The following is a 20198-nucleotide window of genomic DNA, read 5'->3' on the forward strand; positions in this document are numbered from 1 at the left end:
CGCGTCAGATCCTTCACACTACGGCGCATAGCTGTTGCAGCCCCAGCGGCCGTAATTCCTGACCCGCGGGCATTGCGACACCTTGGTGATCCACAGGTCGAAAATGCGCGGCTCACGCAGCGAAACGAAATAGCCGATCAAATGCGTTACGATCGGCACAGGGATGATCCAGAAGCTTTTCAGGATCAGGAAGGCGATTGTCGTCACCATCAAATTGATGATGAAGAAGTTCATCGTCACCCCGGCGAACATTTGCGGCCGGGTGAGTGCGCGGTGCACCGGGTGGCGGACGAGATCGGCCATTCCGGCTCAGCCAGCCGCCGCCTGGATGCCGGCGACGATCGTGGTTGCGCCGAACAGGATGAACACCCCGATGATCACGGTCACGCCAAAGCGCCAGTTCATCCGGCCGGTCAGCATCATGAAGCCGATCGCGGCGACTGCCATCACCGCAACAGTGGTCGCAACCGTGCCAAGCAGCGTCCCTTGCAGCCACGCGAGCGCAGCGACGACGGGGCCCGAACCCTGCGGGTCGGCAGCCTGCTGCGCCATCGCGGCAGAGGGCGCGGCGAGCATGGCCAGCGCAGCCAGGCGGGAAATAAAGTGCATTACCGGTTATCCTTGCGACTGTTGTAATTGAGGCGACCCATGATCGCTGCGACGTAGTTCTGCGTTTCGCGAATGCGCGGTATGCCGCCAGCGCGCTCGACCCGACCCGGGCCCGCATTGTAGGCGGCGAGTGCTTTCTCGAGGTTGCCGTTGAAGCGGTTGAGCTGTTCACGCAGGTAGCGCGCGCCGCCTTCCAGATTGGCGTAGGGATCGTCTGGATTGACACCCAGGTCACGCGCCGTACCGGGCATCAGCTGGGCCAGGCCGCGTGCTCCCTTAGGAGACACGGACTGGTGCCGCCAGCGGCTTTCCTGCCATACCAGTGCCTCGATCAGTGCCGGGCTGAGATCGTAGCGCGCAGAAAGCTCCGCCACCTTGGCGGCATACTGGATCGGGACGCCGCGTGCACTTGCCTCCATACTGGAGACGGCACCGGTGTAGGCGGGAGTCGCGATCCGATCCGGTATGACAATATCTGCCGGCGGCGCCTCGGGCACGGATCCTGCGGAGACTGCATCGCCCGCAATCCATTGTGCGCCGTTCGGGCCGATCTCCAGCACGTCAGCAGACGCCGGCGATGCCGCCAACGCCAGCACCGCCACCCAAGGGGCAGCGCGCCAGGCACAGAGAATCGGCTTGCGAACCTGCATTACGCCCCCATGCTTAGCGGAAGTGACAATGCGGTGACAAAACTGTGTTAACCGTGTGGTGGGAATTATTGCACAGCCTGTCCACAGCCAGCGCAATGGCGTTCGCCATAAGGAAAGCGCCCCACTGCCAAAGCAGCGGAGCGCCTATAGTCTGCCCTGTCGTCAGGGCTGCCGATAGCGAATATCTGTAAGCTAGCGGATCGCCATGCGAGCGGTGCGGATCGAACCGTCATCAAGCATCTGAAGCGCCTCGCGGGCCAAGGCGCGCGAATAGATCCAGTCGCCTTGCGATGTTTCGAGTTCCATCTGGTTACGGCTGGCGAGCGCCGCCTTGAACAGCTGCCGTGCCTGGCCCTCATCGCCGCTGCGCGCATAGGCAATGCCGAGGTTGAGCAGCCGCGCCGGGTCATCCTGCGCAAGGCTGGCGTTGCTCGAAATCTCTGCGATGGCGCGCGCATTGTCCCCCGCCATCAGAGCTTCATAGCCGACCTGGCTTTCGGTCGAGACGACTTCGATTTCAGACGATTCGCTGGCTGGCGTTGCGACCACCTGGACCCAGATCATTGTGCAAGCGACTGCTGCTGCGATCATGTATTTTCTCCCGTTGACGCAGGGAAAATGCACCTGCCGGCGATCACGCGCAACAAAAACGTAACATTGTCATATTTTCGCAATGCAAACAGGTCAACGCATTGAGTTACAATTGTAATATATTTACCCACTACTGTAACATTCCGCTCCCAGCGACATTCCTGCGACGTCATATTCGTCGCACTTCCGTCATAGTTTGTGGATTGTTGCAAAACCGCAATCTTCGCCCCCAAACTGTCATGCAGCCTGCCTAGCGAGCCAGCGCGTTCAAACGCGCATGCCTTTCCGATTCTCGGTTTTCTTGAAGGGACCGCTCGCTGTGAAAAAGATTCAACAAACGCTCATCCTCGGCTGTAGCCTGCTGGCCCTTGCGGGTTGCGGCGCGGACGAAATCGCTTCGCCCGGCACGGGCGGCAACGTCATCATCAATAATCCGGCGCCCACGCCCACGCCGACGCCCACCCCGCCTGCGACGACGCAGGCCGTGGCAGCGGCCGACTGTCCCTTCATTTCGGACCCGCAGGGCCTGACCAACCGCGGCACCATCTCGGGCCCGACTGGCAGCTATCGCCTGTGCCAGCTGCCCGCACGCTTCAATCGCTCCTCGCAGTTGCAATTCACGCCCGCTTCGGCGGCAGTTATTTACCTGATCGACGGGCAGGTGGATGTCGGCACCGATGGCGGCCCGGCAGCAGACGCTTCTGACGGCCTGAGCGACACGAATGTGGTGCTCACGATCCAGCCTGGTGTCATCCTGGCCGGCCTCGACGCGTCCTACCTCAACGTCAATCGCGGCAATGAAATCCGGGCCAATGGCACTGCTTCGCGCCCGATCATTTTCACCAGCACGCAGAACGTGCGCGGCGAGAATGACGATACATCATCCGGCCAGTGGGGCGGTCTGATCCTCAACGGCCGCGCGCCGGTGACGGACTGCCTTTCCAACACCGCCACCCCCGGCTCGGTCAATTGCGAACGCGAGGTCGAAGGCACCACCACACCGCCGCGTTATGGCGGCAACGATCCTGCTGACAGCTCGGGCAGCGTGAGCTTTGTCCAGCTGCGCTATTCCGGTTCGGTGCTCGCCAATGGCGATGAATTGCAGTCGCTGACTACCGGCGGCGTCGGTTCGGGCACCACCTTCAACAACATCATGTCCTTCAACAGCTCGGACGATGGCGTCGAATTCTTCGGCGGCCGGGTAAACGTGAAGGGACTGGTTGTCGTGGGCGCAGAGGATGACTCGATCGATACCGACACCGGCGTCAAAGCATCCTTGCAATATGTCGTTGCCGTCCAGCGCGCAGGTGCTGGCGATACGATCATCGAAGCGGACTCTTCGAACACTCTCGAAGAAAACACGCCGCGCCAGAACACGTGGATTTCCAATGCCACCTTCATCCAGCGCCGCAATGGCGACCAGGTGATCCGGATTCGCGGCAAGGCGGACTACTCGCTGTTCAACACGATCGTGGTCGATGGCTCATCGAACGGGACCGCCTGCGTGCGCGTAGACGGTATTGATGCCCTGACCCGGGCGGCGAACGCCGGTCTGGACGAAGCCGGCCCGGTTCGCTTCGAATCTGTCGGCTTGTCCTGCGCCACGCCGTTCCGCAGCGGCAGCGGTACCACGGCTGACCAGGTGCAGACGCAGTTCGGCACCGGCTCGAACAACAATGCCAATCTCGCCAGCACGCTGACGATGACCTACATCAACGGCGCCAACGAGAACGGCATTCCGTTTTTCAACGTCAGCGGCCTCACCAACCCGGCAGGCCAGGCAAGCTTCTTCGAGAATGCCGGTTTCGTCGGCGCGGCTCGCGCCGGTGATACGCGCTTCCAGGGTTGGACCTGCGACTCTGCGACCATCGCATTCGGTAGCAACAGCGGGGCCTGTACCTCGCTGCCGGTCTACACTTCCTGATCGACAAGAATGGCGGGCGGCCACGCATCGCGCGAGGCCGCCTGCCCTTTACTTATCCGGGAAAAATTCCCGGTTTTTTTGATGTTTTAAAGGCCTAAACGAAGGGGTCTCCTAGGATGAAAACTGGCAAGCAGTTGGCGGGTCTGCTCCTGCTTACGACCGCACTCACGTTCCCGGTGCAGGCGATTGCGCAGGACGAGGGTCAGCCCGAACCTGCCGAGCAGGACGCGGGCGAAGCAGAGCCGACCGATCAATCGATCGACGAGCCGGGCAGCGATGAAGCGCAGCCGGACATTTCTGTCCCGGGCGGCGGGATCATTGTGACCGGCCGCCGGTTCCGTGACCCAACCCGCAGCTCGTCGCAGGTCATTTCCGTCCTTTCCAGCGAGGAAATCGCACGCACCGGCGAAGGCGATATCGCCGGCGCGCTGGGCCGCGTCACCGGCCTATCCGTGGTCGGCAACGGCTTCGTGTTCGTGCGCGGCTTGGGCGATCGCTACTCGCTCGCGCTGCTCAACGGCCTGCCGCTGCCTTCGCCCGAACCACTTAGCCGCGTGGTCCCGCTCGACATCTTCCCGACCAATGTCATTGCCTCCTCGCTGGTGCAGAAGACCTATTCGGCCAACTTCCCGGGCGAATTCGGCGGCGGCGTGATCAACCTGACCACCCGCGCCGTCCCTGAAGAAACCTTCGTCAAACTCAGCTTCAGCGTGAGCGGAGATACGGAAACCACCTTCAGCAATTCGCTCGACTATTACGGTTCGGACAGCGACTGGTCCGGTTTCGACGACGGCACGCGTGACGTGCCCCCGGCGCTCAAGGCCTTTTTCGACAGCGGCCTGCGCATCAACGATCCCGAAGTCGACCAGCAGGAAATCGTCAAGCAGCTTGGCAACCCCAACCTGGTCCTGCTGCAGGAAGTCGGCAACACACGCCCCAATTTCTCAGGCGGGATCACCGCCGGGACCGCTTTCGATGTCGGTTCCGACGGACGCCTTGGCATCATCGGCACCGCCTCGCTCAGCAACAAGCTGCGTACAAAGGTTGTGACCTCGCAAAACCCGCTCGATGCCGATCTCAATCTTGACCGGGACTCGCGGAACTTCGTGACCGACAACCGCATGCTTGCCAACGCCATGCTCGGCTTCGGGCTTGAAGTGGGCGAGCACAAGCTGCGCTGGACCAACCTCTTCATCCGCGACACCATCAAGCAATCGGGTCTGGGCTTCAGCGAGTTGCTGGTCGAAGGCGACAGCACGATTACGCAAAACACCGGCTGGTACGAGCGCCAGCTGCTCGACACGCAGCTGGTGGCAGAGTTGAAGTTCGCCGACCTGAAAGTGGACCTGCGCGGCGGCTATGCCCAGACCCAGCGCGAGGCGCCGTTCGAGTACGAGTTCGTCTATGTCCGCACCAACCAGGACAATGAAGACACCGGCAACATCTATATCAATGTGCTTGATCGCCAGCGCGGCAGCGCGTCGGTCGCCTTTTCGGACCTGACGGAAGACCTCTATTACGGCGGGATCGACCTCAGCTATCCGCTTGCCGACTGGTTCAGCGCCACGGTGGGCTACGCCTACACCGACACCAGCCGCCTGTCCGAACGGCGGCAGTTCCTGATCGACGGCGGATCGCTGGTCCCGGCGGTCGGCGCGCTGCGCCCGGACTTGCTGCTGGGCGATGCGATCATCGATTTCTACAATATCGGCCTGAGCGAACCGACCCAGACCGACCCTGCATTCCAGGCCGATCTGGAAATCCAGGCGGGATACGCCAAGGCCAACATCTCGCCAATCGTCGGCGTCAGCCTGGACCTGGGCGTGCGTTACGAAGATGCCAGCCAGTCGGTCGAGACGGTCGCTCGGTTCCAGAACCCGTTTGTCTCGCTTGCCTCGACCCAGATCGACAACGACTATTTCCTGCCCGGCGCCACACTGACCTGGGAAATCACCGATGCCCTGCAATTGCGGTTGAACGCTTCGAAGACGATCGCCCGTCCGCAGTTTCGCGAGCTGATCTTCCAGCCCTATACCGATCCTGAAAACCAGCGGCAGTATATCGGTAACCCCGCATTGCAGAATTCCGAACTGGTCAATGCCGAAGCGCGCGCGGAATACTATTTCGGACGCGGCAACCGGGTGTCGCTGACGGGCTTCTACAAGGAAATCGACAGTCCGATCGAACCCTATGTCTCGATCGGTGCCGACACCAGCTTCACCACCCGCTTTGCCAATGCGCCAAAGGCCGAACTGTTCGGCGCAGAGGCTGACTTCCAGTGGACCAAGCCGCTGTTCGATTGGGGCGCGACCGGCTGGCTCGAATCCAAGCAGCTGATCTTCGTCGCCAATTACACCTACACCCAGTCGAAGCTGAAGGTCGCAGCCGGTGACACCACACGGATCTTCACCGCCGGGGTTGGCCCGATCGAAACCGATGCTGCGCTGTTCTTCAACGATGGCGATCCGCTGACCGGGCAGTCCGACCATTTGGTCAATTTGCAGTTCGGCCTCGAGGACCAGGACAAGCTCCAGCAGATCACCTTCCTGATCAATTACGCCAGCAAGCGCGTGACCCGCCGCGGCACCGCCGGCCTGCCCGACATCGTCGAAGATCCGGGCCTGACGCTGGACTTCGTCGCCCGGCAGGAACTGAAGCTGTTCAACCAGCCACTCGAGCTGAAGTTCGAAGCCCGCAACATCTTCGGGCGCGGCAATTTCGAATACCTTGAGAACGACGCCAACCGCATCGAAATCAACAGCTACGATGTCGGCACCAGCTTCTCGCTCGGTATCTCCGCCGAATTCTGACCTGCCCTCCCCGGGTCAGATCGCAAGGGCCGTTCCGCAGGCGCGGGGCGGCCCTTCTTCTTGCGGGTCACCAGTGCCGGTTTAGTAGGTGTCGAAGACGTAGCCCAGCGCCCGCACGGTGCGTAGCGGATTGCCCGCGCCTGCGCTCTTCAGTCCGCGCCGCAACCGCCCGACCCACACATCAACGGTCCGCTCGTCGATCGGCGGTTCGCGCTTGCCGAGGCCCTGGATCAGTTCCTCGCGCGAGAGCACGCGGTCGGGGTTTTCGGCGAAATAGCGCAGCAGGCGGAATTCATTGGGGCTGAGATCGACCACCTTGCCGCCCCACCGCGCTTGATGACCCAGCGTGTCGATGGTCAGCGGGCCAAGCTCGATCACCGGCAAGGCGCGCCGAGCGAAATTTCCATTATCGCCGAACAGCTCGCTGGCCTTGAGCGCCAGGATCCGGTCGAGCATCGCCTTGCGATCGAAGCGGGCCGACCATGTAATCATCCGCACCGGCGCGCAGCGCGCGGCGCCGGTCCTCGGCATTGTCCTCTTCCAGCACCATGGTGATATGCGCTTCGGCGGTGCGCGGATCGGCACGCAGGCGGCGGCACATCTCCAGCCCGGCAAGATCGTCCATCACCCAGTCGACAAAGGCCCAGACCGGCCCTTCGATCAGCGTGCGCGGGCCATCGGGGCCAATCCGGTCGAATTTGAGGTGCAGGCTGTCATGCACGAAATCGCCCAGCGTTTCGCCCAGTTCCCCGGTCAGCAGGATGTTGATGACGCCCACGAGATACCACCTGTTTCCGCAACGGAGATGGCGCAGGTGTGTGACGCATTCGTGACGTATTGCCCGGCTTTTGCGTGCAAAAATTCGCCTCAGCCGCCCTTCAGCGAAACTTTCTCCATCGGCGGCAGCGCCATGCCCATGCCCGTGGGCCATTTGGGGCGATAGGGCGCCTCCAGCGCGGCGATTTCCTCCGCAGTCAGCTCGATCTCGAGCGCGGCCAGCGCGGCATCGATATGGTGCGGCTTGGTCGCGCCGATAATGGGCGCGGCGACCTGCGGGTTGGTGAAGTGCCAGGCAAGCGCGACGCTGGCCCGCGCCGCCTCGCGCGCTTCGGCAATTTTTCCGACCGTGTCGATCACTTCCACGATCGGCCGCGTCGTCAACCTGGTAGAGCGCCTTGCCCACGCCATCGGTCTTGCTGCGCACGGTTTCCTCATCCGCCGCGCGCGCCAGCCGCCCGCGTGCGAGCGGGCTCCACGGGATCACGCCCACGCCCTGGTCGGCGCACAGCGGCAGCATCTCGCGCTCTTCCTCGCGGTACAGCAGGTTAAGCTGGTTCTGCATCGCAATGAAGCGGGTCCAGCCATTGGCGCGGGCTACCTCCTGCGCCTTGGCGAACTGCCAGGCATACATCGAGGAGGCGCCGATATGGCGCGCCTTGCCCGCCTTCACGATGTCATGCAGCGCCTCCATCGTTTCCTCGATCGGGGTTTCCGCATCCCAGCGATGGATCTGGAACAGGTCGACATAGTCCATGCCCAGCCGCCGCAGGCTGTCGTCCACCGCCTGCATCAAGGCCTTGCGCGAATTGCCACCCGCATTGGGCGCGCTGCGCCATGGGAAATAGGCCTTGGTCGCGACCACGATCTCGTCGCGCAGCGCCATTTCCTTCAGCAGCTTGCCGGTGATCTCTTCCGAGGTCCCACCCGCGTAGATGTTCGCCGTGTCGAAGAAATTGATCCCGCTCTCCAGCGCCTTGCGGAAGAACGGGCGGCTGTCCTCCTCGCCCAGCAGCCAGTCGCCATGCCAGCCCTTGGTCGTATCGCCATAGCTCATGCAGCCGAGGCACAGCCGCGAGACCATCAGGCCGGAATTTCCAAGGCGGGTGAATTTCATGCAGGTAGCCTTCCTTCAGATGGAACAGCGAAACGGGTGTTTTGGAAAAGTTTGATTGGCGCCCAAGAGGCTGAATTCGCGCCGTTTATTAGCAATCGCGGGGCTGTTTGGTGTAAACTTCCGATTTTCGCGCGGCGCACACTTCCGCGTCACAATCTGGCTGGGTTTGGCGGGTGCGCAAGTCATGCGTGGCATCCTAGCGTGATGGGCATCCGTAGGAAATCGTTCCCTACCGCTCGCCCTGAGCCTGTCGAAGGGCAGCCACCGCGATTGACAAGCCATGGAACCATTCGTGCCTATCCTTCGACAAGCTCAGGATGAGCGGAGGTGGTAAAGGCGGTTCATCTCTCGATTCCTCCTCAACCCAGCGACAGCCCGCCATCGACGATCAAGGTCTGCCCGGTGACATAGCTGGCGAGCGGCGAAGCGAGGAACAGTGCGGCGCCCGCCATGTCCGCTGGCGAGCCCAGCCGCAGCAGGCTGTCGTCCACCGCCTGCATCAAGGCCTTGCGCGAATTGCCACCCGCATTGGGCGCGCTGCGCCACGGGAAATAGGCCTTGGTCGCGACCACGATCTCGTCGCGCAGCGCCATTTCCTTCAGCAGCTTGCCGGTGATCTCTTCTGACGTCCCACCCGCGTAGATGTTCGCCGTGTCGAAGAAATTGATCCCGCTCTCCAGCGCCTTGCGGAAGAACGGGCGGCTGTCCTCCTCGCCCAGCAGCCAGTCGCCATGCCAGCCCTTGGTGGTGTCGCCATAGCTCATGCAGCCGAGGCACAGCCGCGAGACCATCAGGCCGGAATTTCCAAGGCGGGTGAATTTCATGGGGATAGCCTTCCTTCAGATGGAACAGCGAAACGGGTGTTTTGGAAAAGTTTGGCGAGCATGCAACAGGCTGAATTTAGACCGTTTATTCGCAATCACGAGGCTGTTTGGTGTAAACTTCCGGTTTTCGCGCGGCGCACACTTCCGCGTCACAATCTGGCAATGTCTGGCGAGTGCGTCAGTCATGCCCGCTATCCTAGCGTGATGAGCATCCGTAGGAAATCGTTCCCTACCGCTCGCCCTGAGCCTTTCGAAGGGCAGCCACCGCGATTGACAAGCCATGGAACCATTCGTGCCTATCCTTCGACAAGCTCAGGATGAGCGGAGGTGGTAAAGGCGGTTCATCTCTCGATTCATGCTCAACCCAGCGACAGCCCGCCATCGACGATTAAGGTCTGCCCGGTGACATAGCTGGCGAGCGGTGAAGCGAGAAACAGTGCCGCCCCTGCCATGTCTTCGGGCGAGCCCATCCGCCGCAGCGGAATGCGCGCGATCGCGCCTTCGCGGCGCTTTTCATTCTCCGTTGTGATCCTGGTCATCTTGGTCGGGACGAAGCCCGGCGCGATCCCGTTCACCCGGATGCCCTCGCTCGCCCAGGCCTGCGCCAGGCTGCCGACCAGGCTGGCCGCCCCGGCCTTGCTGGCGCCATAGGCCGGATTGCCGATCATCGCGTGGAATGCGCCGGTCGAGCTGACGATAATGATCGAGCCGTGCTGCTCGGCCAATCCGGGATGGAAGGCGCGCGCGCAATCCATCACCGAGGTGAGGTTGACACCCACCACCAGATCCCACCCCTCGCGCTCGAACTCCTGCCTGCCATAGCGCACCGCGCCCTGGCACAGCACCAGCACATCGACCGCGTCGATCTGAAGCGCCAGCGCATCGGGCGCGTCGCGATCGGTTACGTCGAGCTGGTGATAGGAGAGGCCGGTAAAGTCGCTGTCCTCGGCCTCGAGATAGTCGCCTTCATCGGGCCGCGTGCCGGTGACAAGGACCTCGGCGCCCCGCTGCCGGAACCCGTGCGCAATGCCGTTGCCGATGCCGGACGACCCGCCGATGACGAGCACGCGTTTCGCGGTGAAGTCGAGTGGATCGGACATGGCTGCTCTCCCTTTGCGGCACTAAAGAAGCGCGCAGGCCGATTTGTAAAGCTGTCCCTTCCAGCCTTGCATCCGCTATCAGAGGGGCGAGTGAGCCTGACCGATGGCAGCTCTTGGGTGGGGAGCGGAAGGGCGTCTATTTCACATCCGGCCAATCCGATCACCGCTGTTCGACCAGAGCGACCGAGAATGCCGGCAAGGTCAACTGGTTGTCCGTGATGTCGAGCTGCGTTCGCTGCAACGTCTGGTTCCCGACCGTGCCCCGGTCGAAAGTCCCGCCAAGCAGCAGCGCCCGGCCGCTGGCCCGAATGGTGGCCGGCGTGGCGCTGGCATTGACGAAGAGATCGCGCGTCACCCCGTCCGCCGCGGTCACGCGTGCACCCAGCAAGGGACGAGTCGACCCTGCCGCGACCAGCGTCAGCCGGCGCGTGCTTCCTCCGCCCCGCGTTGCCGCACCGAGCAGGGCCAGCGTCTCGCCGTTGGCGGTCAGGGTGAAGGGCGCGCCTGTCACCACCCGCGGCTGCGCGCCGCTGTAATCGATCGCGAGGCCATCCGCCCCTGTCAGTGCCGACCACTGCCGGTTGCCCACGGCGACATGCAGCGACGACAATTCGACCCGCGGATTGGCCATAAAGTTCACTGCCCGGGCGAGATTGGCGACGGCAATTAGCCAGCTGCCGCCCGACACCGGCGCAGCCTGATCCTCGAACACGTTCCATTCGGTGATCCAGATCCCCTTGCCCGGTGGCAGGCGCGCCTCGATCCGGGCAAGGTAATCATTGTCGTGCGCGATCATCGCGGCCACGGCCGCTTCGCCCGATGCGGGCGACGCCAGCGGGGCGAGCGCGCGCGTGTCGAAATAGGGATGGATCGTCACGGCATCGACGGCCGGCAACACCCCGCTCGCCTCGAGACCGGCCATCCAGTCATCATAGCTGATGCCGGTATTGCGCAAGGGCGAGGGCGCGATCACCGCCAATCGGGTGTTCGGCACCTCGGAGCGGATGCGGCCGGCCAGATCGGCGGCATACAGGCCATAGTCGCGGGCTGTCGGAAAGCGCGCGGCGGGGTTGCGGAGCCGGAAATACTCCTCATTCCCGAGCGCCACACGGGCAAGCGGCTGGCCGAGCGCCCTGAAGGCGCGGATATCGGCGAGGTTCTCGTCAACCGAGGCGGTCAGCACATTCGCCGTGAACAGCGCGGGCGTGCCGACGTCATCGAGCAGCCTGTCGACCACGGTCGGCGTGAGGCCTGAAAGAGCCTGGATCTCGGCACTGAACGGGGCAGGATCGGGGAGACCGGGATAGGGGCCGGTTCGGATCCCGCCGCGCTGCCAGTCCCAATATTCACCCAGGGTGCCACCGGGCACCCGCAGACTGCCCACATTGAGCGCGCGCAGCCCGGCGATCAGAGCCGGGTCGCCAGTGTTGTTGGCCACTTGCAGAACGTTGAAGTTGTAACTGTTGAAGTCCCTCGCCAACACACGTGCCTCACCGACGACAGGAACGATCGGCTGTTCAGCGGCAGGAGGTGGCGTGCCGGGGCTCTGCACGGGAGCAGGACTGGAAGTGCCGCCGCCGCCGCATGCCATAAGCAAGGCTGCCAGGCCGATGATCGAAAGGTTCCTCAAATCCCGGTCTCCCATGATGCGACTCAAGTGTCGGGCCCGTGCTTCAAGCATGGCGATCGCTAGAGTCGTGTAGCGTACGCTACATTAACGTTGGGGCCAGAAAAACCCTTCGTGCAAAACCAGCGCCTGGCGTCCACGCAGGTGCACATGAAGAATGCATCGGATAGCCGCGACGGGCTGAGTTCCGGCCGCTTCGGGGTCGCTAGCGGCTGGTCAGCAATCGGGGTGGCACCCTCGTAAACCCGTCGCGTTCAACGAGTGGCTACGAAACCGCTCAAATCGCGCGGCTAACCACTTCCTTCATGATCTCGTTCGTGCCGCCATAGATGCGCTGCACGCGCGCGTCGCGCCACAGGCGGGCGATCGGATATTCGTTCATATAGCCCGCACCGCCATGCAGCTGCAGGCAGGCATCGACCATTTCCCACTGCATGTCGGTGTGCCACAGCTTGGCCGCGCTGGCCTCATCCGTGGTCAGCTCGCCGCGCAGATGGCGCGCGATCGCCCAGTCGAGATGCGCCCAGCCGACCTGCAGCTTTGCCTTGAGGTCCGCCAGCGTGAACTTGGTGTTCTGGAATTCGAACACGGTGCGGCCGAAAGCCTTGCGCTCCTTGGTGAACTTCACCGCCTCGTCGAACGCGCGCTGCGCCCCGGCCTGCGCGGTCACCGCAATGCTGAGCCGTTCCTGCGGCAGCTCTTCCATCAGATGGATGAAGCCGCGCCCTTCCCCGCCCAGGATATTGGTCTTGGGCACGCGCACGTCCTGGAAGAACAGCTCCGAGGTATCCGCCGAATGCTGGCCGATCTTGTCGAGGTTGCGGCCCTTCTCGAAGCCCGGCGTGCCCGCCTCTACCAGCACCAGGCTGGTGCCCTTTGCGCCCTGCGAAGGATCGGTCTTGGCGACGACGATCACGACATCGGCGTTCTGGCCATTGGTGATGTAGGTCTTCGAACCGTTGACGACCAGGTGGTTGCCATCCGGCGTCGCGGTGGTGCGCACGCCCTGAAGGTCGCTGCCCGCGCCCGGCTCGGTCATGGCGATGGCGGTGATGATATCGCCCGAGATCATGCCCGGCAGGTATTTAGCGCGCTGTTCATCACTGCCCAGCCGCTCGAAATAGTTGACGGTGATATCGTTCTGCAGCGTGAAGCCGGCCGAGGTGCCGATATAGGCCAGCTCTTCATTGAGCACGCAGTTGAAGCCGAAATCGAGCCCCAGCCCGCCGTTCTCTTCGCTGACCGTGGGGCACAGCATGCCCGCCTCGCCCAGCGCCTTCCAGGCGCTGCGCGGCACGATGCCTTCTTCCTCATGCTGGTCGAGATAAGGCACCATGTGCTCGGCGAGCACTTTTCGCACAGTGTCACGGAAGGCTTCGTGGTCTTCGTTATAGGCGGTGCGATAGCTGGTATCGAGCATGTGATCGGCTTTCCCTGATCCGGTTTTGATGGAGGCGACCGCAATCTGCGGATTCGCTAAACAGTGCCATGACAGCACAGGCGCGACAATGGGCTTGGCGATTGTGACAGCCTTGCCCAAACTTGGCGCGACGGGGCAAGCAGGCTATCATGGGCTGTGAGACCAGGGTCGCGCAACCTGGGGGGTTACGAATAATGGATCCGCTCGATACCGGGGCATTGGTCGGCTGGAAGATCACCGATCTGGGACAGCGCATGGTGCTGCGCCTGCAAACCATGCACCGCGAAGAGGATGAGGAGAAGCACCTGCGCGAGCGCGCCGTGCTGCTCGATCGCAACCAGGCGGTCTTGCTGGCGAATTACCTCTACGAAGTGACCGGCCAGTCCAAGCCGCAGCGGCGCAGCCTGCTTCAGAGCCTGTTCGGCAAGTGACGCAGGCCGCGCGGCCTATTGCGGCACGAAGCGGATCGCCGCACCGCCCGACGAGGCTAGCCACAGCGGCAGCGTGTCACCGCCGCGCACGGTGACCTTCTCGATCGCAATCGCATAGGGATTGCTTTGCCAATGCGCGCCTTCGCCGTCACGGTAGACTTCCGCGGTGTAGCGCTTGCCCTTTTAAGGAAGCTCAGCGGGATTGACAGATTGCGCTCCGTCCCGTCGGTTACCGCGCCCAGGAACCAGTCATCACCGCCGCGCCGCTGGCGCGCGATCGCGACATATTCGCCCACTTCGCCTTGCAGCGCGATGCTTTCCTCCCAATCCGCCGGCACATCCTTGATGAACTGGAACGCGTCCATCCGCTCCTCGTAATGTTCGGGCAAGTCAGCCGCCATCTGCAGCGGCGAATAGAGCACGACGTAGAGCGCCAGCTGCTTCGCCAGCGTGGTCTGCGGGCGGTTGGCGGGATCGCCGCGCTGCATGTCTGCGCGCACCGGCGGCTTCTCGTTGGGATGCAGGTTGAAGATGCCGGGGGTGAAATCCATCGGCCCGGCCAGCATGCGGGTGAAGGCCAGTGTGGATTCGTGTTCGGGCGGATTGGGCGGTGAGCCCCAGGCGTTGAATTCCATGCCGCGCGCGCCCTCGCGCGTCATCCAGTTGGGATAGGTGCGGCGCAGCCCGGTATCCTTGACCGGCTCGTGCGCATTGATCGAGATCTGGCGCTTGGCCGCTTCCTTCACGACGCGCAGGTGGTGATCGACCATGAACTGGCTGTCATGCCATTCGTAATGGCGGATACCCTGCGCATCGACGCGGACGGCGTCACCGGCATCGGCGACATAGCCGGTCTTGACCTGGCGCACATGGTTGTCGCGATAGAGGTCGAACGCCGCGCCCATCTGGTTTTCGTAATTGGTGATGTTGGCGGAGGTTTCATGGTGGCCGATGATCCGCACGCCCTTGGCCAGGCCGTAATCGCCCAGCGCAGCCAGATCGAAATCGGGATAGGCCTCGGTAAAGCGGAACAGGTCGCCATTGTTGAACCAGTCGCCATCCCAGCCGATATTCCAGCCTTCGACCAGCACACCCTTGAAGCCGTGCTCGGCGGCGAAATCGATGTAACGCTTGGTCTCCTCGGTGGTCGCGCCATGGATCCCGTCATTGCCCCAGGTCCGCTCGCGGATATGCATCGCCCACCAGATGCCGATGTATTTGCCGGGCTCGACCCAGGAGACGTCACCCAGCTTGTTTGGCTCGTTGAGGTTGAGGATGATGTCCGAATTGATCAGCCCGACTGCGTCCTTCGCTACCTGGATCGTGCGCCACGGCGACTTGAACGGCGCCTTGCTCCGCACCTTCGGCCCGTCCGACCATGCGCGCAGCCGCGCCTGGAAATTGCCGGGACGCAGCGCGCCGAGCGACATCGCGGAGTAATCGACCAGCGCCGCTTCGTGGATGGCGATATGGATGCCGTTGGAGCGGCGAAAGGTCACCGGCGTATGCGCGTCATTGACCTTGCCCGCCGGGGCAGTGCGATAGATATATTCATAGCGGTTGAATTCCTCGCTGGGCGTGTACCAGGTCATGGTGTCTTCGCCGACGCCGAACTGAGTCAGCTCCTCGACGATCTCCAGCTCCCCTGTCAGCGCTTCCTGCTCGCCCACTTCATAGCGGAAGCCGACGCCGCTATCGAACAGGCGGAAGCGCACGGTCATCTGGCGCGCCGGGCCGCTTTGTGCGGCAAAAGTCACCGCCAGTTCGTTATGCTGGTCGCGCACCAGGCGGCGTTCGCCCCAGGGCTGTTCCCAGGTGGTGTCATTGGCGGTGCGGACGGCGCCGATGATCTTGAGGTCACGCTCGAACCCGTGATGCCCGGCGAACAGCAGGCCCAGCTTGGACGGGGCGATAACCGGAGCGCCGGACAGCGAAATCGCATAGCTGGCCTGCCCCCCGTCATCCGAAATGCTCAGCTCGATTGCCCCGTCGGGCGAGGTGGCGCGCAGTGTTTCCGCGCGGGCCGGCGCGATCGCAGCGACCAGCATCGCCACCGATAGAACGAGTTTGGACCAGAACCCCAGCATGATCATCTCCCAAAAAGTCGAGCCGGCTTGCATTTTTTTGCATTGAAGTGCCCAGCGCTCCCGCAGAATAACATTTTCGAGAGGGATATCCAGTCCATTATCAATGCAATTTTTTGCAAATTATAAGTTCCTGCCCAAGATGTGATCAATCTGCAAATCTTTGCAATTTTTTCCACAATCTCAAGGTCATGCGTTCGCAGGCGAAATCCAATCTCTATCCGATCCTATTATAAATGAACGATTTTTAGGCCGAGCCCACCCATGTGGAGCGAAACAAAGATTTGAAATCCGGCGGCGCTGATGCCATAGAAATCCCGGAGGGGGTTTTGGTTATGAATCGCGTCAAGAATCGCAACGCACGCCTGCTTTCGCTTGTTGTCTTGCCCTTATCGGCGCAACTCGCCGCGCAAGAGCCGCAGGTGCGGCTGCCCGAAGACGAGGTGATCTACTTCGTCCTGCCTGACCGCTTCGAAAACGGCGACCAATCGAACGATCGCGGGCACATCAAGGGTGGCCGGCTCGATCACGGGTTCGACCCCACTCACAAGGGCTTCTACCAGGGCGGCGACTTCAAGGGCCTGATGCAGCGGCTCGATTATATCCAGGGTCTGGGCGCGACCGCGATCTGGCTCACTCCCATCTTCAAGAACAAGCCGGTGCAAGGGCCGCCCGGGCTCGAAAGCGCGGGCTATCACGGATACTGGATCACCGATTTCCTCAATGTCGACCCGCATCTGGGCACGCGCGAGGAATTCAAGGCGCTGGTGGAAGCCGCCCATGCGCGCGGGATGAAGGTCTATATGGACATCATCACCAATCACACGGCCGACGTGATCAAATATCGCGAATGCCACGGACCTGAGGCACCGGCCGAATATCGCGACAAGGGAGTTTGCCCCTACCGCTCGCTCGGCGAGTACCCTTACACGACCCGCGGCGGCCCCGAAGGCGCGCCGATCAATGGGGGGTTCCTCGGCACCGATGCCGAGCACATGACGGCCGAAAATTTCGCCAAACTGACCGACCCGAACTGGGCCTATCAGACCTATGTCCCGGATGCGGAGAAGTCCGCGAAGAACCCCGCCTGGCTGAACGATCCGATCTATTACAACAATCGCGGCGACAGTGTCTGGGAAGGCGAAAGCCGCATTACTGGCGACTTTTCCGGTCTCGACGATGTCATGACCTCGAACCCGCGCGTGGTCCAGGGCTTCATCGACATCTACAAGCAGTGGATCACCGACTTCCGTGTGGATGGCTTCCGGATCGACACGGCCAAACATGTCGATATGGAGTTCTGGCAGCAGTTTGCCCCTGCGATCCTCGACCATGCCCGGGCCGAGGGCATCGAGCACTTCCACATGTTCGGCGAAGCCTATGAATTCGAACCGGCGCAGCTCGCCAAATTCACCACGGCCGGCAAGCTGCCCTCCGTGCTGGATTTCGCCTTTCAGGGCCGCGTGCGCGGCGTGATCGCCCATGGCGCGGCTGCAACGTCCCTCAGCTATCTGTTCGAAGCCGACGCGGTCTATGCCAACGGTTTCGAGACGGCCAGGCAATTGCCGACCTTCCTCGGCAATCATGACATGGGCCGCTTCGCCATGTTTGTGCGGCAAGCGAACCCGGAGATTTCGGACGAGGAGCTGACCCGCCGGATCATCCTGGGTCATGCGATGATGATGTTCATGCGCGGGGTGCCGACGATCTATTACGGCGACGAGCAGGGTTTCGTATCCGACGGCAATGACCAGGACGCGCGCGAGACCATGTTCCCATCGCGTACTGCAGTATACAATGACAACGACCTTGCCGGGACCGACGCGACCCCCGCCGACAACAATTTTGATCCCGCACACCCGATCTATCGCGCGATTGCCGATATGGCTGCGATCCGCCAGGCAGAGCCCGCGCTGCGGCGCGGCGCGCAGCTTACCCGCCACGCAGATAACGCTGGCGGCATGCTGGTCATCTCGCGGATAGACCCTGCCGATGGCAGCGAAATCGTGATCGCTTTTAATGCAAAGAATACGTCTTCAGACATCGCTTTTGCGGTCGACGGCCGTTCGCTCCGCTGGCAATCGCTGATCGGATCATGCCCGGTCGAGGCAACTGCACCTGGGGCCTATCGCCTCTCTATCCCGGCCACCGGGTTCGTCGTCTGCAAGTCGGAGTTTTGACCGCGTGAACCAGCAAATACCGAACAGCTTGCAGGCGGTACCGGCGACACAGGACGAATGGTGGCGCGGTGCCGTGCTTTACCAGATCTATCCGCGCAGTTTCCGCGACACCAATGGCGATGGCATCGGTGACCTGAAGGGGATCGTCGAAGGACTCGACTATGTCGCATCGCTGGGCGTGGACGGGATCTGGATTTCCCCCTTCTTCACGTCGCCGATGAAGGATTTCGGCTATGACGTGTCGGACTATTGCGGGATTGACCCCAGCTTCGGCACCTTCGAGGATTTTGACCGGATCATCGAAAAGGCGCACGGCCTGGGCCTGAAGGTCATTATCGACCAGGTCTATTCGCACACGTCCGACCAGCATGCCTGGTTCCAGGAAAGCCGCCAGGACCGGACCAATCCCAAGGCGGACTGGTACGTATGGGCCGATGCCAAGCCTGACGGTTCGCCGCCGTCCAACTGGCAATCGGTGTTCGGCGGTTCGGCCTGGCAGTGGGACGGCCCGCGCAAGCAGTATTACCTGCACAATTTCCTGACCAGCCAGCCTGATTTGAACCTGCACAATCGCGAAGTGCAGGATGCGGTGCTGGAAGTGACGAAGTTCTGGCTGGACCGGGGTGTAGACGGCTTCCGGCTCGATGCGCTGAACTTCACGATGCATGATCCGGAATTGCGCGACAATCCGCCTTCGAGCTTGCCGCTCGACCAGGTGACGCGCCCGTTCGACATGCAGATCAAGCGCTATAACCAGTCGCATGCAGACATCCCGCTATTCCTTGAACGGATTCGCGCGACGCTGGATCAATATCCCGGCCGGTTTACCGTTGCCGAGGTTGGCGGCCCTGATCCGCTGGAAGAAATGAAGGCCTTTACGGCTGACGGAAAGCGGCTCGATTCCGCTTATAATTTCGATTTCCTCTATGCGGAGAAGCTCACCGCAGCGCTGGTCAAGAAGTCGCTCGGCCAGTGGGATGGCTCCGCCGGTGAAGGCTGGCCGTCCTGGGCCTTTTCGAACCATGACGCGCCGCGCGCGGTGACTCGCTGGCATGGCAGCTTTGGCCATGACCATGTCAGCCGCCTGATGCTGTTGCTGCTGACCTCGCTGCGCGGCAATCCCTTTATCTACCAGGGCGAGGAATTGGGCTTGCCCCAGGGCGAGGTCGCCTTCGAGGACCTGCTCGATCCCGAAGCGATCGCCAACTGGCCGCACACGCTGGGCCGTGACGGCGCGCGCACCCCGTTGCCATGGCGGGCCGAAGCGCCCAATGCAGGGTTCTCTGATGCCAATCGCACCTGGCTGAAGCTCGATCCGGCGCATGCGCAGCGGGCGATCGACCGGCAGGCCGACGACCGGGAATCGATGCTCAACTTCACCCGCCGCCTGCTCCATCTGCGCCGCGAATTGCCGGCGCTGGCAGCGGGCGATATCGAGCTTCTCGATGCGCCCGAGGAAGTGGTGGCCTTCGTACGCACCGATCCGTCCGGCTGCGTGCTGTGCGCCTTCAACCTGTCCGACGGGCAAATCGACTGGACAGCCAGCGACAAATTCCCCAACGCGGCGCTGGTAGCAAGCGAACAGGGTGTCAGGCCCTCGGGCCAAATCCCGAGCGTCATGGCGCCGATGAGCGGATATTGGGCGACAATCGGGGGGCAGCGCGGATAATGGCGGAATCGGATCCGGCACAAGGCAAGGCGACGCGGCTGGAAGACATCGCGCGCGAGGCCGGGGTTTCGATTTCGACCGTTTCGCGCGCGCTCAATGACAGCCCGGCGGTAAAGCGCCGCACCAAGCAGGCGATCTGGAAGATCGCACGCGAATATGATTACGATTTCCGCCAGTCGATGCCCAAAGGCCCGATCGGCGCCGAGGCGACTATCGCGGTCGTGGTCCCGGCCCCGCAAGCGCGCGAAACGCGGGTGGCCGACCCCTTCTTCCTGGAGCTGCTGGCAGGCATTGCCGAAGCCGCGCGCGAACGCACCGCTGACCTGCTGATCAGCCATTTGAGCCCGAATTCGGCCGAAGACCTCGAATATGCCCTGACCACGAG

The 20198-nt window shown here is 62.4% G+C and carries 13 protein-coding genes and 5 pseudogenes; 6 read left to right on the forward strand and 12 right to left on the reverse strand.

Annotated elements, in window-relative coordinates; all coding sequences use genetic code 11:
- Window positions 1-18: 18 nt before the first annotated feature.
- The 4 genes from G6N82_RS04405 to G6N82_RS04420 all read right to left on the reverse strand — a co-directional run bounded on the left by G6N82_RS04405 (window position 19) and on the right by G6N82_RS04420 (window position 1850).
- Window positions 19-303, reverse strand: coding sequence for a VirB3 family type IV secretion system protein (locus G6N82_RS04405; RefSeq protein ID WP_165194106.1), 285 nt, complete (start codon window positions 301-303; stop codon window positions 19-21).
- Window positions 304-309: 6 nt separating this feature from the next.
- The gene (locus G6N82_RS04410; protein WP_165194108.1) at window positions 310-609 is read right to left on the reverse strand and encodes a TrbC/VirB2 family protein; all 300 of its coding nucleotides are present in this window, start codon (window positions 607-609) and stop codon (window positions 310-312) included.
- Window positions 609-1259: a lytic transglycosylase domain-containing protein gene (locus G6N82_RS04415; RefSeq protein WP_165194110.1), complete on the reverse strand. Its 651-nt coding sequence runs from the start codon at window positions 1257-1259 to the stop codon at window positions 609-611. The genes G6N82_RS04410 and G6N82_RS04415 overlap by 1 nt, the downstream gene beginning before the upstream one ends.
- Before the next feature lie 192 nt (window positions 1260-1451).
- The gene (locus G6N82_RS04420; RefSeq protein ID WP_165194112.1) at window positions 1452-1850 is read right to left on the reverse strand and encodes a hypothetical protein; all 399 of its coding nucleotides are present in this window, start codon (window positions 1848-1850) and stop codon (window positions 1452-1454) included.
- Between the two features lie 319 nt (window positions 1851-2169).
- Between G6N82_RS04420 and G6N82_RS04425 the strand changes: the two genes are divergently transcribed.
- Together G6N82_RS04425 and G6N82_RS04430 are read left to right on the forward strand one after the other, a co-directional pair.
- On the forward strand, window positions 2170-3774 hold the full coding sequence (locus tag G6N82_RS04425; RefSeq protein ID WP_165194114.1) for a hypothetical protein: 1605 nt from the start codon (window positions 2170-2172) through the stop codon (window positions 3772-3774).
- A 116-nt stretch (window positions 3775-3890) separates the two neighbouring features.
- On the forward strand, window positions 3891-6584 hold the full coding sequence (locus G6N82_RS04430) for a TonB-dependent receptor (RefSeq protein WP_165194116.1): 2694 nt from the start codon (window positions 3891-3893) through the stop codon (window positions 6582-6584).
- 81 nt (window positions 6585-6665) lie between these two features.
- On the opposite strand, the pseudogene G6N82_RS04435 reads toward G6N82_RS04430, so the two are convergent.
- From G6N82_RS04435 to G6N82_RS04460, 6 genes and pseudogenes are all read right to left on the reverse strand, one after another.
- Window positions 6666-7305: pseudogene (locus G6N82_RS04435) on the reverse strand (response regulator transcription factor).
- Between the two features lie 546 nt (window positions 7306-7851).
- Window positions 7852-8478: pseudogene (locus tag G6N82_RS15290) on the reverse strand (aldo/keto reductase); the annotation flags it as partial.
- A gap of 359 nt (window positions 8479-8837) precedes the next feature.
- On the reverse strand, window positions 8838-9302 hold the full coding sequence (locus G6N82_RS15150; RefSeq protein ID WP_277601958.1) for an aldo/keto reductase: 465 nt from the start codon (window positions 9300-9302) through the stop codon (window positions 8838-8840).
- 359 nt (window positions 9303-9661) lie between these two features.
- A complete protein-coding gene (locus G6N82_RS04450; RefSeq protein WP_165194119.1) occupies window positions 9662-10402 on the reverse strand; it encodes an SDR family oxidoreductase in 741 nt (246 codons plus the stop codon).
- A gap of 160 nt (window positions 10403-10562) precedes the next feature.
- The gene (locus tag G6N82_RS04455; protein WP_165194121.1) at window positions 10563-12047 is read right to left on the reverse strand and encodes a hypothetical protein; all 1485 of its coding nucleotides are present in this window, start codon (window positions 12045-12047) and stop codon (window positions 10563-10565) included.
- Window positions 12048-12306: 259 nt separating this feature from the next.
- Window positions 12307-13449: an acyl-CoA dehydrogenase family protein gene (locus G6N82_RS04460; RefSeq protein ID WP_165194123.1), complete on the reverse strand. Its 1143-nt coding sequence runs from the start codon at window positions 13447-13449 to the stop codon at window positions 12307-12309.
- Window positions 13450-13643: 194 nt separating this feature from the next.
- On the opposite strand from G6N82_RS04460, the gene G6N82_RS04465 reads away from it, so the two are divergent.
- Window positions 13644-13880 carry a hypothetical protein gene (locus G6N82_RS04465; RefSeq protein WP_165194125.1) on the forward strand — a complete coding sequence of 79 codons (237 nt, stop codon included), beginning with the start codon at window positions 13644-13646 and terminating at the stop codon, window positions 13878-13880.
- A gap of 15 nt (window positions 13881-13895) precedes the next feature.
- Here the strand turns inward: G6N82_RS04465 and G6N82_RS15295 are convergent.
- Window positions 13896-14003, reverse strand: a pseudogene (locus G6N82_RS15295) (hypothetical protein); the annotation flags it as partial.
- 113 nt (window positions 14004-14116) lie between these two features.
- Window positions 14117-16000 (reverse strand): annotated as a pseudogene (locus G6N82_RS04470) (glycoside hydrolase family 97 catalytic domain-containing protein); the annotation flags it as partial.
- Between the two features lie 299 nt (window positions 16001-16299).
- Here G6N82_RS04470 and G6N82_RS04475 point away from each other — a divergent pair.
- The 3 genes and pseudogenes from G6N82_RS04475 to G6N82_RS14930 form a co-directional block, all read left to right on the forward strand.
- Window positions 16300-18144 (forward strand): alpha-amylase family glycosyl hydrolase, encoded by a 1845-nt coding sequence (locus tag G6N82_RS04475; RefSeq protein WP_165194127.1) that lies wholly within the window; start codon window positions 16300-16302, stop codon window positions 18142-18144.
- 4 nt (window positions 18145-18148) lie between these two features.
- Window positions 18149-19813 carry an alpha-glucosidase gene (locus tag G6N82_RS04480; RefSeq protein WP_241255190.1) on the forward strand — a complete coding sequence of 555 codons (1665 nt, stop codon included), beginning with the start codon at window positions 18149-18151 and terminating at the stop codon, window positions 19811-19813.
- Window positions 19813-19917 (forward strand): annotated as a pseudogene (locus tag G6N82_RS14930) (LacI family DNA-binding transcriptional regulator); the annotation flags it as partial. The gene G6N82_RS04480 and the pseudogene G6N82_RS14930, both read left to right, overlap by 1 nt.
- Window positions 19918-20198 lie beyond the last annotated feature (281 nt).

It is taken from the genome of Altererythrobacter sp. BO-6, from assembly GCF_011047315.1.
GTDB lineage: Bacteria > Pseudomonadota > Alphaproteobacteria > Sphingomonadales > Sphingomonadaceae > Erythrobacter.